Annotated in this window: 6 protein-coding genes; 4 read left to right on the top strand and 2 right to left on the bottom strand. The window is 59.6% G+C overall.

Annotation, left to right across the window (positions count from 1 at the left end; genetic code table 11):
- Positions 1-91: 91 nt before the first annotated feature.
- Together AC3ISI_RS02280 and putA are read right to left on the bottom strand one after the other, a co-directional pair.
- A complete protein-coding gene (locus tag AC3ISI_RS02280) occupies positions 92-1,894 on the bottom strand; it encodes an acyl-CoA dehydrogenase (RefSeq protein WP_489335288.1) in 1,803 nt (600 codons plus the stop codon).
- Between the two features lie 257 nt (positions 1,895-2,151).
- Complete coding sequence (gene putA / locus AC3ISI_RS02285; RefSeq protein WP_489335289.1) at positions 2,152-6,102, bottom strand: trifunctional transcriptional regulator/proline dehydrogenase/L-glutamate gamma-semialdehyde dehydrogenase; 3,951 nt, start codon at positions 6,100-6,102, stop codon at positions 2,152-2,154.
- Between the two features lie 462 nt (positions 6,103-6,564).
- Here putA and putP point away from each other — a divergent pair, with 462 nt between their 5' ends.
- The 4 genes from putP to AC3ISI_RS02305 all read left to right on the top strand — a co-directional run bounded on the left by putP (position 6,565) and on the right by AC3ISI_RS02305 (position 15,952).
- Positions 6,565-8,049, top strand: a complete 1,485-nt coding sequence (putP, locus tag AC3ISI_RS02290) for a sodium/proline symporter PutP (protein ID WP_489335290.1) — start codon at positions 6,565-6,567, stop codon at positions 8,047-8,049.
- A gap of 367 nt (positions 8,050-8,416) precedes the next feature.
- The gene (locus AC3ISI_RS02295; RefSeq protein WP_489335291.1) at positions 8,417-10,435 is read left to right on the top strand and encodes a type VI secretion system Vgr family protein; all 2,019 of its coding nucleotides are present in this window, start codon (positions 8,417-8,419) and stop codon (positions 10,433-10,435) included.
- The gene (locus AC3ISI_RS02300) at positions 10,425-11,162 is read left to right on the top strand and encodes a DUF4123 domain-containing protein (RefSeq protein ID WP_489335292.1); all 738 of its coding nucleotides are present in this window, start codon (positions 10,425-10,427) and stop codon (positions 11,160-11,162) included. The genes AC3ISI_RS02295 and AC3ISI_RS02300 overlap by 11 nt, the downstream gene beginning before the upstream one ends.
- On the top strand, positions 11,162-15,952 hold the full coding sequence (locus AC3ISI_RS02305; RefSeq protein ID WP_489335293.1) for an RHS repeat-associated core domain-containing protein: 4,791 nt from the start codon (positions 11,162-11,164) through the stop codon (positions 15,950-15,952). The genes AC3ISI_RS02300 and AC3ISI_RS02305 overlap by 1 nt, the downstream gene beginning before the upstream one ends.
- Positions 15,953-15,957 lie beyond the last annotated feature (5 nt).

A 15,957-nucleotide genomic window follows, 5' to 3' on the forward strand; every position in this document is an offset into this window, starting at 1 on the left:
CAAGCCAGCTCCTACAAAGGCCGGTGCGTTCACATCAAACCCTGTAGGAGCTTGCCAGCGAATGGATTTCAGCTGCAGCACAAGTTCGGGATCAGAACCACTCATCCTGCATGTTCAAACACACATCATCCCGAGCCTCAAGAATCGCCAACTCATGGTGGCAACCTGGCACTTCCCATGTCAGGAAATACCGCGCCGCCTGCAGCTTGCCTTTATAGAAGCTCACATCCGCCGCATTACCCTTGGCCAATCCTTCCTCGGCCCGAATCGCCTGCTCCAGCCAGCGCCAGCCAATCACCGTGTGCCCGAACACTTTCAGGTACAGAGCCGAGTTCGCCAGACTGCTATTGATCTTGCCCTGAGCCAGATCAATCAGCAGGCCAATGGTCACCGTTTGCAAACGTGCCACCAGTTTTTCCAGCGGTTCACGCAGCGCGGTCAAGGACTCATGTGCCTGGGCCCGAGCGCCTGTGTCGGCGATGAGACGGATCAATTGCTTGAGCCCTGCACCCCCGTTCTGCGCCAGTTTGCGCCCCAGCAAGTCCAGCGACTGAATCCCGTGTGTCCCTTCATGAATCGGGTTCAGACGGTTGTCGCGATAATACTGCTCCACCGGGTATTCGCGCGTGTAGCCGTGGCCGCCGAGAATCTGGATCGCCAGTTCGTTAGCCTTGAGGCAAAACTCTGACGGCCAGGATTTGACGATGGGCGTCAGCAAATCCAGTAGTTCATGGGCCTGCTTGCGCTCGGCTTCGGTCTCAAGCGTGGTGGTGTCATCGAACAGTCGCGCCGCGTACAACCCGAGGTCGAATGAGCCTTCGACATAGGCTTTCTGCGTCAGCAGCATGCGCTTAACGTCCGCGTGCTGAATGATCGCCACCGGCGCGGTGTTCGGGTCCTTGCTGTCCGGCACGCGACCTTGCGGCCGTTCGCGGGCATATTCCAGCGAGTACAAATAGCCGGCGTAACCGAGCATCACCGCACCCATGCCGACGCCGATCCGCGCCTCGTTCATCATCTGGAACATGTAGCTCAAACCGTGATGCGGCTTGCCCACCAGATAACCAACACACTCGCCGTTATCGCCGAAGTTCAGCGCGGTGGACGTGGTGCCGCGCCAGCCCATTTTGTGGAACAACCCGGCCAGCAACACGTCGTTGCGCTTGCCCAGGTTGCCGTCATCGTTGACCAGAAACTTCGGCACGATGAACAGCGAAATCCCCTTCACACCGGCCGGCGCATCCGGCAGCTTGGCCAGCACCATGTGCACGATGTTTTCCGACAGCGGGTGATCGCCGCCGGAAATGAAAATCTTGTTGCCTTTGAGGCGATAAGTGCCGTCGGACGCAGGTTCGGCGCGGGTACGAATGTCCGACAGCGACGAGCCTGCATGCGGCTCGGTCAGGGCCATGGTGCCGAAGAAACGCCCGTCGATCATCGGTTGCAGGAAGCGCTGTTTCTGCTCCTCGGTACCGAAGCTTTCAATCAGATTCGCCGCGCCCATGGTCAAAAACGGGTATGAAGTCGACGCCGCGTTCGCCGATTGGAAGTGAGCGAAGCAAGCTTGGGACAGCAAGGTAGGAAGCTGCATGCCACCAGCGTCGAAACTGCGCGCAGCATTGAGGAAGCCGGCTTCGAGGAACGCATCCACCGCCGGTTTCACTTCCGGAATCAGAATCGCCTGACCGTCCTCATAGCGCGGCTCGTTCTCGTCACCCTTGCGGTTGTGCGGGGCGAAGAATTTTTCGGCGATGTTGCGGGCGGTACCAATGGCGGCATCGAAGGTCTCGCGATTGTGCTCGGCGAAACGCTCACGCTGAGTCAGGCCCTCGGCATCGAGGACTTCATACAGCTCGAAAGCCAGATTGCGGGAACTGAGCAACGTCTCGGACATGGCGGCCTACCTTTTTTTGGAATGGACCGAGTCTAGGCTTGCTGATAAAGCATGAACAGGATGATTGATGAGCGTGATGGTGGGGCAGAGCGCCAACTTAGCAAACACCACAAACCACTGTGGGAGCGAGCTTGCTCGCGATGGCGGCAGATCAGTCAACATTGAGGGTGACTGATACATCGCTATCGCGAGCAAGCTCGCTCCCACAGGGATTATTGCTAAGCCGGGCACCGTTGCAGGTGCCCGGTTTATCGGTTTTAACCGATGGTCATCAAGCTGGCATTACCACCCGCCGCCGCCGTGTTAACGCTCAACGCCCGCTCAATCACCAGACGCTCCAGCGCAATGTTGGTCTCGCCTTGCGACAAACCATGAACACCGACAATGGCGCCAGCACGCTTGGCCACTTGCTGACACACCGCACGCAACTGGTCGGAATGACCGTGATGCAGAACCGCATCAAACACCACTTCGTCCTTGTTCCAGTCGGACACCAGCTTGATCCGCGCCTGAACTTCCTTCGGCAGGCGTGTGAACAACGCCTTGGTCAGTTCAGATTCCGGCCACACCGCCGAACCACCGACAGCTAACACCGCCGCCAGTTGAGTCAGCAGATCGCCTTCGACTTCCGCCAGGCACAGCACGTGTTCACGCGGCAGGATGGCGTAGCTGTTGCGCTCGCCGGTCGGGCCCGCCAGTACGCGGGTGATGCCGCTTTGCGATTGCGCCGCGAACTGCACGCACAGGGCGCTCAGGTCGGCAAACTTGTGGCTGTCGGCCCAGGCGCTCAGGGCGGTCAGCGGCTTGCTCATGGCGTCACGCAGACGAACGTCCGGCGCGGCGATGGCGTCACCGCGAGCGAAGGATTGTTCGATGGCATCGGTAGGGCGCGTCGACAGCAGGCGATATAAGTACAGTGGACCACCGGCTTTCGGACCGGTACCCGACAGGCCTTCGCCGCCGAACGGCTGCACGCCAACCACGGCACCGACGATGTTGCGGTTCACGTAGACGTTACCGGCGTTGACGTTGTCGATCACCTTAGCGATGGTCTCGTCGATGCGGGTATGCACGCCCAACGTCAGGCCATAGCCGGAAGCGTTGATCTGGCCGATCAGTTGATCGATGTCTTTGCGCTTGTAGCGAACCACGTGCAGCACCGGACCGAAGATCTCGCGTTGCAACTCGTCAAAGCTTTCCAGTTCGATCAGGGTCGGCATCACGAAGGTGCCGCGTTTGACTTCTTCGCTGTTGGCGATGGCCACCTGGTACACATTGCGACCTTTGTCGCGCATGGCCTGGATGTGCTTCTCGATGCCCGCCTTGGCTTCGGCGTCGATCACCGGGCCGATGTCCACGGACAGGCGCTCAGGATTGCCGAGGCGGCATTCAGCCATGGCACCTTTGAGCATTTCGATGACGCGGTCAGCGGAATCTTCCTGCAAGCACAGGACGCGCAGTGCCGAGCAACGTTGACCGGCGCTGTCGAACGCCGACGACACCACGTCGATGACCACTTGTTCGGTCAGTGCCGAAGAGTCGACGATCATCGCGTTCTGGCCACCGGTTTCGGCGATCAATGGAATCGGACGACCCTGGCTGTCCAGGCGGCCGGCGATGTTGCGTTGCAGCAAACGAGCGACTTCGGTGGAGCCGGTGAACATCACGCCTTTCACGCGATCGTCACCCACCAGTCCGGCACCAACGGTTTCGCCACGGCCCGGCAGCAGTTGCAGCACGCCTTCCGGGATCCCGGCTTCGAGCAGCAGGCGCACGGCTTGAGCCGCGACCAGCGGGGTTTGCTCCGCAGGCTTGGCCAATACCGGGTTGCCGGCAGCCAGTGCCGCCGCGACTTGACCACTGAAGATGGCCAGCGGGAAGTTCCACGGGCTGATGCACACCACTGGACCCAAGGGGCGGTGGGCGTCATTGGTGAAGTCGTTGCGTGCCTGCACCGCGTAATAACGCAGGAAGTCCACGGCTTCACGCACTTCGGCGATGGCGTTGGCGAAAGTCTTGCCGGCTTCGCGAGCCAACAGGCCCATCAGCGGCTGGATCTCGCCTTCCATCAAGTCAGCGGCACGTTCCAGAATCGCGGCGCGTTCGGCGGGCGGGGTGGCCTGCCAGATCGGCGCGGCGTTGAGGGCGCACTGGATTGCATTATCGACGTCATCAACGGTGGCTTCCTGCACATGGCCGACCACGTCACGCAGATCGGCCGGGTTCAGCACTGGCGCAGGTGTTTCAGTGCTGGAAGCGCAACCGAGCATCGGCGCGGCTTTCCAGTGGTTGTGAGCAGTGGCCAGCAAGGCACAGGACAGCGAAGCCAGACGATGTTCGTTGGCCATGTCGATGCCGCTGGAGTTGGCGCGCTCGGCACCATACAGGTCACGCGGCAGTGGGATACGCGGGTGCGGCAGGCCGAAGCCGCCTTCCAGCGTCGCCATCTGCTCGATGCTGGCCACTGGATCGGCCACCAGCTCCTGGATCGAAATGGATTGGTCGGCGATGCGGTTAACGAACGAGGTGTTCGCACCGTTTTCCAGCAGACGACGCACCAGGTACGCCAGCAGCGTTTCGTGAGTGCCGACCGGTGCGTACACGCGGCACGGACGGTTCAGCTTACCTTCGGAAACTTTACCTACAACCTGTTCGTACAGCGGTTCACCCATGCCGTGCAGGCACTGGAACTCGTACTGGCCGGGGTAATAGTTCTGACCGGCAATATGGTAAATGGCCGACAGGGTGTGGGCGTTGTGCGTGGCGAACTGCGGATAGATAACTTCCGGCACCGACAGCAGTTTGCGGGCGCAGGCAATGTAGGAAACGTCGGTGTACACCTTGCGGGTGTAGACCGGGTAGCCTTCCAGGCCTTCGACCTGGGCGCGCTTGATTTCGCTGTCCCAGTACGCGCCTTTTACCAGGCGGATCATCAGGCGATGACGGCTGCGGCGAGCCAGGTCGATCACGTAGTCGATTACGTACGGGCAACGCTTCTGGTACGCCTGGATCACGAAACCGATGCCGTTCCAGCCGGTCAGTTGCGGCTCGAAGCACAGGCGCTCCAGCAGATCCAGCGACAGCTCCAGGCGGTCGGCTTCTTCGGCGTCGATGTTCAGACCGATGTCGTATTGCTTGGCCAGCAAGGTCAGCGACAGCAGGCGCGGGTACAACTCGTCCATCACACGCTCGTACTGCGCGCGGCTGTAACGCGGGTGCAAAGCGGACAGCTTGATGGAAATGCCCGGGCCTTCATAAATCCCACGACCGTGGGACGCTTTGCCGATCGAGTGAATGGCTTGTTCGTACGACGCCAGGTACTTCTGCGCATCGTGCTCGGTGAGGGCGGCTTCACCCAGCATGTCGTAGGAATAGCGGAAGCCCTTGGCTTCGAACTTGCTCGCGTTGGCCAGCGCTTCGGCGATGGTTTCGCCGGTGACGAACTGCTCGCCCATCAGGCGCATGGCCATGTCGACGCCCTTGCGGATCATCGGTTCGCCGCTCTTGCCGATGATGCGGCTCAGGGACGAAGTCAAACCCGCTTCGTTATGCGTGGCGACCAGTTTGCCGGTCAGCAGCAGGCCCCAAGTGGCGGCGTTGACGAACAACGATGGGCTGTTGCCCAAGTGCGGGTGCCAGTTACCGGTGCTGATCTTGTCGCGGATCAGTGCGTCACGGGTGCCTTTATCCGGAATGCGCAGCAGCGCTTCGGCCAGGCACATCAGCGCTACGCCTTCCTGGGACGACAGGGAAAATTCCTGCAGCAGGCCCTGAACAATCCCGGCGCGGCCACCGGCGCTTTTCTGATTCCGCAGTTTTTCGGCAATCGACGCCGCGAGCTTATTGGTGGCTTCGGCCATGGCGACCGGCAGGCGAGCCTGTTCGATCAGCATTGGCACCACTTCCGGCTCAGGGCGACGGTAAGCAGCGGTGATCGAAGCACGTAGCACCGATTGCGGCAGGATGCTCTCGGCGAATTCGAGGAAGCACTGGTGGGCGTGATCCAGAGGTGCATCGACGGTGTCGTCGGAATCCTTGGTCAAACCGCTCAGCTCAGTCAGGGTTGCACCACCCTCGAGTTTTTCCAGGTAATTGAAAATTGCCTGCTTGATCAGCCAGTGCGGCGTGCGATCAATCGAGCTCGCGGCAGCCTTGAGGCGCTCGCGAGTCGGGTCGTCAAGTTTGACCCCAAGGGTGGTAGTAGCCATTTTTTTATCCTCATGTTTGCCACGACCGCGTGGCATCAGCTGGCGGCAAGATTAGCCGTGCAATCGTTGAGGTGCAACCGGGTGCAACCCTTTTTTTGTCGGAATAATAAGCAGCTCGTCAGGAAATAAATTCCAGTACGAACGTACCGCTCCTGCTTGGTGCTTTCGTTTCTAGCTAATCGTCGTAACTGCCTTAAAAAGAAGCAAAAGCATCGGTTTTTTACGAAAATCACATCAGGTGCAACTTATTCTCACAAAATGGGTTGCACCTTATTTGGGTTGTTGAATAGGATTCGCGCCCCAAGGTGCAACCGGATGAAAAACCGGTGCGCCGGCTGATGGCTTTCCTGGGGAAACATCAGTCATAAATGCGCGGCTTTGAGATCGTCTGAACAAACGTTGTCGTTTGTCGTTGGTTTCACACGCTACCGCTACATAAAAACAAAGCCAGGGCATCACTGAATGAGCGTAAGCAATCCAACCCTGATCACGTTTGTGATCTACATCGCAGCAATGGTGCTGATCGGCTTCATGGCCTATCGCTCCACCAACAACCTTTCTGACTACATTCTGGGCGGTCGCAGCCTGGGCAGCGTCGTGACGGCCCTATCCGCCGGTGCTTCCGACATGAGCGGCTGGTTGTTGATGGGCCTGCCGGGCGCCATCTACATGTCCGGCCTGTCCGAAAGCTGGATCGCCATTGGCCTGATCATCGGTGCTTATCTGAACTGGCTGTTCGTCGCTGGCCGTCTGCGCGTGCAGACCGAGCACAACGGCGATGCCCTGACCCTGCCGGATTACTTCGCCAGCCGTTTCGAAGACAAAAGCGGCCTGCTGCGGATCATTTCTGCGGTGGTGATCCTGGTGTTCTTCACCATTTACTGCGCTTCCGGCATCGTTGCTGGCGCTCGTCTGTTTGAAAGCACCTTCGGCATGTCCTACGAGACCGCGCTGTGGGCCGGTGCTGCGGCGACGATTGCCTACACCTTCGTCGGCGGTTTCCTCGCCGTGAGCTGGACCGATACCGTACAAGCCACGCTGATGATCTTCGCGCTGTTGCTGACGCCGATCATCGTGCTGCTGGCCACCGGCGGCGTTGACACCACGTTCCTGGCCATCGAAGCGCAAGACGCCAGCAACTTCGACATGCTGAAAAACACCACCTTCATCGGCATCATTTCGCTGATGGGCTGGGGCCTGGGCTACTTCGGCCAGCCGCACATCCTCGCGCGTTTCATGGCGGCGGATTCGGTCAAGTCGATCGCCAACGCCCGTCGCATCTCCATGACCTGGATGATCCTGTGCCTGGGCGGCACCGTTGCGGTAGGTTTCTTTGGTATCGCTTACTTCTCGGCGAACCCTGATTTGGCCGCTCCGGTCACTGAAAACCACGAACGCGTGTTCATCGAACTGGCCAAAATCCTTTTCAACCCATGGATCGCCGGTATCTTGCTGTCGGCCATCCTGGCGGCCGTAATGAGCACCCTGAGCTGCCAATTGCTGGTGTGCTCGAGCGCCCTGACCGAAGACTTCTACAAAACCTTCCTGCGTAAATCCGCTTCCCAGGTGGAACTGGTCTGGGTCGGCCGCGCCATGGTGCTGCTGGTTGCCCTGATCGCCATCGCGTTGGCCGCCAACCCGGAAAACCGCGTACTGGGTCTGGTCAGCTACGCCTGGGCCGGTTTCGGTGCTGCGTTCGGTCCGGTGGTGTTGATCTCCGTGATCTGGAAAGACATGACCCGTAACGGCGCACTGGCCGGCATCCTGGTCGGCGCGATCACCGTGATCGTCTGGAAACACTTCGAACTGCTGGGCCTGTACGAAATCATCCCTGGTTTCATCTTCGCCAGCCTGGCCATCTACATCGTCAGCAAACTGGGCACGCCGACTCACGGCATGCTGCAGCGTTTCGCTGCTGCCGAGGCAGATTTCCGCCTGAACAAGTGAGGGAGTGGAGCTGAGGCTCTGACCTTTCGCCGCACATGAAAACGGCCCGCTTCCATTTGGAGGCGGGCCGTTTTTTTTTGCCTGTGAAATTTTCGAATCCCTGCGCGTCCCCCTGTAGGAGTGAGCCTGCTCGCGATAGCGCCGTGTCAGTCGACTTCAATGTTGAATGATGAACCGCTTTCGCGAGCAAGCTCGCTCCTACAGGGGTAGGTGGTGGTTTTGAGGGAGATGTCTGTAGCCAAACACACCGATTCTTGAAGGATAAATCTCTATAAAAGTAGGGAAAATCTGATTTCCTTGTCCCTCCCTCAACACCCGTTATTGCTCATGCAGAATCGCCCGCCTTCATTCTGCAGAGACACATCGGATGTTCGCGCCTGCCAATCAACCGCGTTTCACGTTGACCCTCGACGGCGTCCAGAATGAGCTCAAGGTCCTTGAGTTCACGGGCACGGAAGCCATCAGCCAACCCTACCGTTTTGACCTGGAACTGGTCAGCGATCGGCCAGACATAGAACTGGAAAGCCTGCTGCACCGTCAGGCGTATCTGAGTTTTGATGCACAAGGTGCCGGTATTCACGGTCAGATTTTTCGTGTCGGCCAAAGCGACTCCGGGAAACGTCTGACGGGCTATCAGATCAGCCTCGTACCGCGACTGGCTTACCTCGGTCAGCGCATCAACCAGCGGATTTTCCAGCACAAAAGCGTGCCAGCGATCATCGCGCAGGTCCTCAAGGACCATGGCATCCAGCGCGATGCGTTCGAATTTCAACTTGGCAGCGACTACGCGGCTCGCGAATACTGCGTGCAGTACGCCGAAAGCGATCTGGCGTTTATCCAGCGGCTGTGTGCCGAGATCGGCATTCACTACCACTTCCAGCACAGCCCCGACGGGCATCTGCTGGTGTTCGGCGATGACCAAACCGTTTTCCCTCGCCTGCCCGAGTCGACGTTGTACCTGCCCGGCAGCGGAATGGCGGCGGATGCGCCGGCCATCAAGCGCTTCAACGTGCGCCTGGAAACCCGCACCACAGCGGTTGCCCGTCGCGATTACGACTTTCGGAAACCGCGCCTGCAACTCGAAAGCCGTTTCGACAGCGAACAGCGCCCGGTGCTGGAGGATTACCACTTTCCCGGCCAATTCACGGATCGTGAACACGGCAAGCAACTGACGCAACGCGCACTCGAACGCCACAACGCCGACTTCCGTCAGGCTGAAGGTCGTGGCGATGACTGTGCGCTGATCAGTGGGCATTTCCTGCACCTCGCCGAGCATCCACGTCAGGCGTGGAACGACCTCTGGCTTATCACCGAAATCGAACATCGCGGCCGCCAGCCACAAGTGCTGGAGGAGTCGGCCACCAGCGACGATCCGGATGATTTCCAGGGCTATCGCAATACCTTTCTGGCAACACCGTGGGACGTTTCGTTTCGTCCGCCGCTGGGGCCGCAAAAGCCTCGGATGCTCGGCTATCAACCCGCCGTGGTCACCGGTCCGGCCGACAGCGAAATCCATTGCGACGAGTTCGGACGGGTGAAGGTTCAGCTCGCCTGGGACCGCGACGGTCAGCTCAACGAGCATTCCAGTTGCTGGCTGCGCGTCGCCACAGGTTGGGCGCATGACCGTTATGGCAGCGTGCTTATCCCGCGAGTCGGCATGGAAGTACTGGTCGGATTCATCGACGCCGATGCCGACAAACCGCTGGTGATGGGCTGCCTGCCGAACGCGGCGACGCCCGTTCCGCTGGACCTGCCCGCTGACAAGACCCGCAGCATTTTCCGCAGCCAGAGCAGTCCGGGTGGCGGGGGGTACAACGAACTGCGCATCGAGGATCGCAAAGGCGCCGAGGAAATCTACCTGCGCGCCCAGCGAAACTGGACCCAGCACGTGTTGAATGATCAACAGGTGCAGGTCGATAACCGGCGCAGCATCGTTGTCACCGGTACCGCTCGCCATGAGTTGAAGGCTGACGAGCAGCGCATCACCCACGGTCAGCGCCAGGCCGAAGTGAAGCTCGACGATCACTTGCTGGTGATGGGTGATCGGCACATTCGTGTGACCAGTCAGGCGCTCAACGCCAGTCAGCAGTTCCACGTCAGCGCAGGCCAGCAAGTGGTGATCGATGGCGGCGCCAGCGCGACGATTCAGGCGGGCGGGCAGTGGATCAACATTGGGCCTGGGGGGATTTTCAGCAGCGTGCCGATTCAGGTCGGGGGCGCGTTGATGCCGCCGATGGCTGCCGCGCCGGCGTCGCCGAATACGCCGTTGAAACTCGCCGCTGCGCCGGCCGCGTTGTTGAGTGCTGCACAGATCATGAGCCTGAAAAGCGACGCGCCGTTTTGTGAGGAGTGTGAGCGTTGCAAGGGTGGTGTCTGTGCAGCCTGATCATTTAACGCCTCGCGACTGGCTAGACCGGCAGCCGCTGAAACCCGCCGAGAAGGTGTTCGCGGTCTTTAGTAACGCCAGTTCTGCTCAGGCGTTTAAAGCTTGGCAATGCTCGACCACTGCACAGGCGCCGAGTCCTGTGTGGGCAGACACCGCGTACGCCGAGTGGGAACCGGTGATGCCTTTTGTGGGAATCGTCGCGCAAGGCAGTGAGTTTCTGGAGTGGGTCGCTGCGACCGAGTCTCGTGATTGGGGGTGGTTGGCGGTTTCCTCTGCGTCTCAAGAGGTGCTGGTCGAGCATCTGCGCAGCCTTACCCAGGTTCTCTTGCCCAACGGACATGCAGTGTTTTTCCGCTTCTGGGACGGGCGTTATGTGTTGCCGATTCTTCAGTCCGGCGAAGTGAATACCACGCAGTTAATGCCGGTGATTGACCGCTGTTTGATCAACGGTCAGTCGCTCGATATCGGTGGCAGTGCGCTGAAAACCTCCAGGGTTTTTCCGTGGTGGGAGGTTTCCGAGTCGCTACTCAAGTACCTCGCTGACGAGTCCGCAACGACTCGCATCAACAACTTGCTGATGTGGTTGAGCGAGGAAAGACCTGATCTTTATGAAGCGTTTTCGCCGAGCGTATTGCGGCACAAAGTCGTGCTCTTCTTGCAGGCGCCGGACCTGCCTCAAGCACCGAAATCAGCCTTGGTGGATTACCTGATGACGGAGCTGGACTGATGGATCAGATCGTACGGGTCGAGCAGGAGCTCGACGGGTTTAAAGACACGCTGGTTTTGTATCGCCAGCAACTTGGCAGCTTCTTGGGGCGCAATACCGACAGGGTCAGCCGGGCGATGGATTTGCCTTCGCTGATGGGCATGGAGCGGCTGATAAAACTTGGGAGCACCACGACTGCGGTGAGCAGTGGCGATGATGATTTTTTCTCGGGTGTTGCGCAGTGTCCGGTGAGCGGGATTCTGGAGATCGAGAGCAAGTTTGAATCGGTTTATGACATTCCGTTGGGGAATATTTCGGTTGATGTGATTGCCAGGGATGGCGGCGAGATCACACCGGTGAAACTCGATGAAAACGGTAAAGGACAGTTTGAAGGGAAACCCGGAAAGTTCTATCGGGTTCATGTTCAGAGCGAAGTTACGCCGGCTCAAATTGATGATCTTTTCTCGTCCTACGACGGTCTGACCACGGAGCTGGAAGGCTGGCTGCGCAAAGAATGGGAAGGGTTTAAGCCCCAGTGGTCGCAGCAATTGGCGTCCGCATCATTGGCCGCCGTGGGCAATGGAATGCTCGCAGGAGGTTGGGCAGCGATTCAGGAGGTATGGGATGGTATCGGTGAGCTCACAGACATTCTGAAAGACCCTGACGCTTTTGCCGAAAAACTGGGTGAAAGCGCAGGAGAACTGGCAAGGCTGGCAGTCAGCGCTCCAGACAAGATGGAAAAGGCCATGTTGCTGGCCAGCGACGAGGCGGCGCTGTGTTTGCTGATGCGCACCGCAATGTTATGGCTCGAAGCATTGCCGCCATCGCAACTGGCCGGGTCATCGGCTGAGGCCATTTCCAAAGTCGTGGTTGGCCTGGTCATCGACTTGTTAATTGGCTTGGTATTGAGCGTGGTCGGCGTCGGTATTGCCTGGCTGACAGTGCGACTGGCCAAGTACAGCGCGCAAATTTTTCAGGCCGTAATGGGCTTCGTGAAATCGATGGTCACGATCATCGACAACTTTATGGAGTATGTAGACCGCTACAAAACAGTCGCCGCGCGCGGTGTTGCTGCGGGACTAAATAAAGGCCGCATGCAACTGCGCTGGGATGCCAAACGCAACACCACCCTCAAGCAAAACGAACACCACGACAACGTCCCGGATCAGGCGAAAAACCCCAACGGCGACTCCGCCGATTCCGCCAACAAAACCGCCACCAATAAATGCCCGGTGTCGATGGTCACCGGCGAAGAGCTGCTGACCCTCACCGACGGTTCGCTGGACGGCGTCCTGCCGTTCGACTTCACCCGGCTCTATCGCACCAGCGCCGCCGAGATCGATTGCGGTCTCGGTTTCGGCTGGAGCCATTCGCTCTCCCATCGACTGGAAGTCGACGGCGACAGCGTCATCTGGATCGACCACGAAAACCGCCGCACCACCTTCCCGTTGCCGTCCGCTGAACGCCCGGCGATCCATAACAGCCTGTCGCGCGCCGCGATTTATCTCGGGGCTGAACCCGAAGAACTGATCCTCGCCCAGGCCGGCGACGACGCACGGTTTTATCACTTTCACCACGGTCGACTGACGGCGATCAGCGACGCCTACGACAACCGCCTGCGCATCACCCGCGACCGCCAAGAGCGCATCCAGCGCCTCGACAACGGCGCTGGCCGCGCCTTGCGCTTGCGTTATGAACACAGTCATCTGGTCGCCATCGACTATCAGGTTTTTGTGCCGGCGCCGACCCTCGAGGCGTGCTGGAAGACTGAGCAGACGCTAGTCAGTTACGCCTACGACGAACGCGCACAACTGATCGAGGCGAGCAACGCCGCCGGTGAAAGCGAGCGCTACGACTACGACGACCAGCACGTCATCCTCCAGCGACAACTGGCCGGTGGGGCGAGTTTCTTTTGGGCGTGGGAACGCTCCGGCAAAGCCGCACGCTGCATCCGCCACTGGGCCTCGTTTGCGCAGATGGACGCGCGTTATGTCTGGGATGACGCCGGCCGTGTCACCGTGCACAACCTCGACGGCAGCGAAGAGGTTTACGTCCACGACGAGCGCGCGCGGCTGGTGCGCAAGGTCGAACTGGATGGCGGTGAACAGCTCAAGGCGTACGACGATGATGGTCGGCTGGTGGCCGAACAGGATCCGCTCGGCGCCGTCACCGAATACCGCTATGACGAAGTCGGACGCCTGGTGGCGCTGATTCCGCCGGCAGACGAGCCGACGGCCTACGAGTACCGCAACGGTTTCCTGCACGCCCGTTATCGCGGCAAAGCGGTGTGGACCTGGCAGCGCAATGCCCAGGGGGATGTCACGGAAGCGACCGATCCCGATGGCCAGATCACCCATTACCACTACGACGCCAAAGGTCAGCTGCTGTCGATCCGTTATCCGGACACCAGCCGGCATGTGTTCGTCTGGAACGGTTTGGGGCAACTGGTCGAGGAAACGCTGCCGGACGGCGGGCAGCGGCGCTTTTCCTACGACACCTTGGGGCGGCAGCTTACCCGTCAGGACGAACATGGCGCGGTCACCCAGTCGCAATGGGACGCCGTTGGCCGACTGATCCAGACGATTCTTCCTACCGGCGCCAGTCGTGCCTACAGCTACAACGCCTACGGCAAAATCACCGCCGAACGCGACGAACTCGGCCGCGTCACGCGCTACGACTACCTCGACGACCTGCACCTGGTCAGCCGCCGCCTCAATGCCGACGGCACCCAGTTGAAGTACCGCTACGACAACGCGGCGCTGTTGCTGACGGAAATCGAAAACGAATCCGGCGAGCAATATCAGCTGGACTACACGCCGGGCGGCTTGATCCGACAGGAAACCGGCTTCGACGGCCAACGCACGGCGTACGCCTACGACCTCAAGGGTCAACTGCTGGAGAAAACCGAGTTCGGCGCTGACGGCTCGCAGCTGATCACCGCTTACGAGCGTGATGCGGCAGGGCGTTTGCTGGTCAAGACGCTTCCCGACGGCCTCCAGGTTAAATACCGCTACGACAGCCTCGGTCGGCTGATCGGCGTCAACGACGGCCACGACCATCCGCTGGAATTCGAGTACGACCCACAAGACCGGCTGATCACCGAACATCAGGGCTGGGGCACGCTGCGTTATGGCTACGACGCCAGCGGCCAACTCAAGCGCCTGCGCCTGCCGGACGGCAGCAAACTCGATTACCACCACGCCAAGGGCGGCGCACTGACCGCCATCGACCTCAACGGCGCGCGGCTCACCAGCCACCAATTTACCTTCGGCCGTGAGCAGCAGCGTCAGCAAGGCCAGTTGCTCAGCGACTATGCCTACGACGATCAGGGCCGTCTGCAAGCCCATGCCGTCAGCCAACAGCAACAACCGCTGTATCGCCGCGACTATGCCTACAGCGCCAACGGCAATCTCGACCATATTGCCGACACACGCCACGGCCAGCGCAATTACCAATACGACCCGCTCAACCGCCTGACCCGCGTCCGCCATAGCCGCGACGACCCACCGGAAAGCTTCGCCCACGACCTCGCCGGCAACCTGCTGATGCAGGACCGCCCCGGCGCCGCGAAAGTCGCGGGCAATCGCCTGCTGATGCAAGGCGACCGCCACTACGACTACGACGCCTTCGGCAACCTGATCCGCGAACGCCGCGGCACCGCGCAAAAACTCGTCACCGACTACCGCTACGACTGCCAGCACCGCTTGGTCAGCGTCACCACCCCGGACGGTCGCACCGCCAACTACCGCTACGACGCCTTCGGCCGCCGCATCGCCAAAACCGTCGACGGCCACACCACCGAGTTCTTCTGGCAAGGCGATAACCTCGTCGCCGAAAGCAGCCGCGAACACTACCGCAGCTACGTCTACGAACCCGGCAGCTTCCGCCCATTGGTGATGCTCGATGGCAAAGGCCCGCGCAAGGCTTGCCCGTTTTACTACCAACTCGATCACCTCGGCACGCCGCAGGAACTGACCGATTTTGGTGGCGAAATTGTCTGGTCGGCGAAGTACAACGCCTACGGCAAAGTCACTCACCTGGCGCTTGGTGGGGGCGAGCAGCTCGAGCAACCGTTACGGTTTCAGGGGCAATACTTCGACGCCGAGAGCGGTCTGCACTACAACCGGCATCGGTACTATGATCCGGAGGTTGGCCGCTACCTGACACCGGACCCGATCAAGTTGGCGGGTGGGCTGAATCAGTATCAGTACACGCCGAATCCGACGGGGTGGGTTGATCCGTTGGGGTTGAGCGGGAATTGCCCACCGCCGAATAAGCCTGGGTGTGGGGCGCCGGATGATACGACTGGCGTTAAGGTTGATGAGGGTGAGCCGGCGCTGCCGAAGCTGACGGGTGATCAGCGGAGGGCGCGGATTGATGAGCTTGCGGAGGCGAATGCGAAGCGGCGGGTTTTGGAATGGGAGGACGATTACGACATGCACACTGTTGCGAAGCATAATCCCGAAATTCCAGATGCACCGCTAAAGCAGAGATCGATTGATGGGAGTCATCCAACAAAAAAAGGAAAAAAGGAAAGAATTAATCCCAGTTCACAGTTCAAAAGCTGGTTACTCCAGATGAATGCGATAAATGATGCGGTTTCTAGGATGAGGCGAAACCCACCTGCTCCCACGGGTTTTACCCCATCAGGGGATCCCGTTGTAAGGAAGGAAATGCCGGGTGGTGGTAGAGGTTATAAACCAAATAAAAAAGATCTGGATAATCCACACTATATAGATGAGTTGAATTACTCAGAGGTCAGGTTTCGTCAGGGCGGTCTTGTCAAGCCCTATACTGCATTCCCAGATTAGGATAA

This window comes from Pseudomonas sp. GL_139_B (assembly GCF_057834475.1).

Excerpts from the sequence above, each read along its gene's own strand:
- AC3ISI_RS02280 (WP_489335288.1), bottom strand. The coding sequence starts at position 1,894 with ATGTCCGAGACGTTGCTCAGTTCCCGCAATCTGGCTTTCGAGCTGTAT.
- putA (WP_489335289.1), bottom strand. The coding sequence starts at position 6,102 with ATGGCTACTACCACCCTTGGGGTCAAACTTGACGACCCGACTCGCGAG.
- putP (WP_489335290.1), top strand. The coding sequence starts at position 6,565 with ATGAGCGTAAGCAATCCAACCCTGATCACGTTTGTGATCTACATCGCA.
- AC3ISI_RS02295 (WP_489335291.1), top strand. The coding sequence starts at position 8,417 with ATGTTCGCGCCTGCCAATCAACCGCGTTTCACGTTGACCCTCGACGGC.
- AC3ISI_RS02305 (WP_489335293.1), top strand. The coding sequence starts at position 11,162 with ATGGATCAGATCGTACGGGTCGAGCAGGAGCTCGACGGGTTTAAAGAC.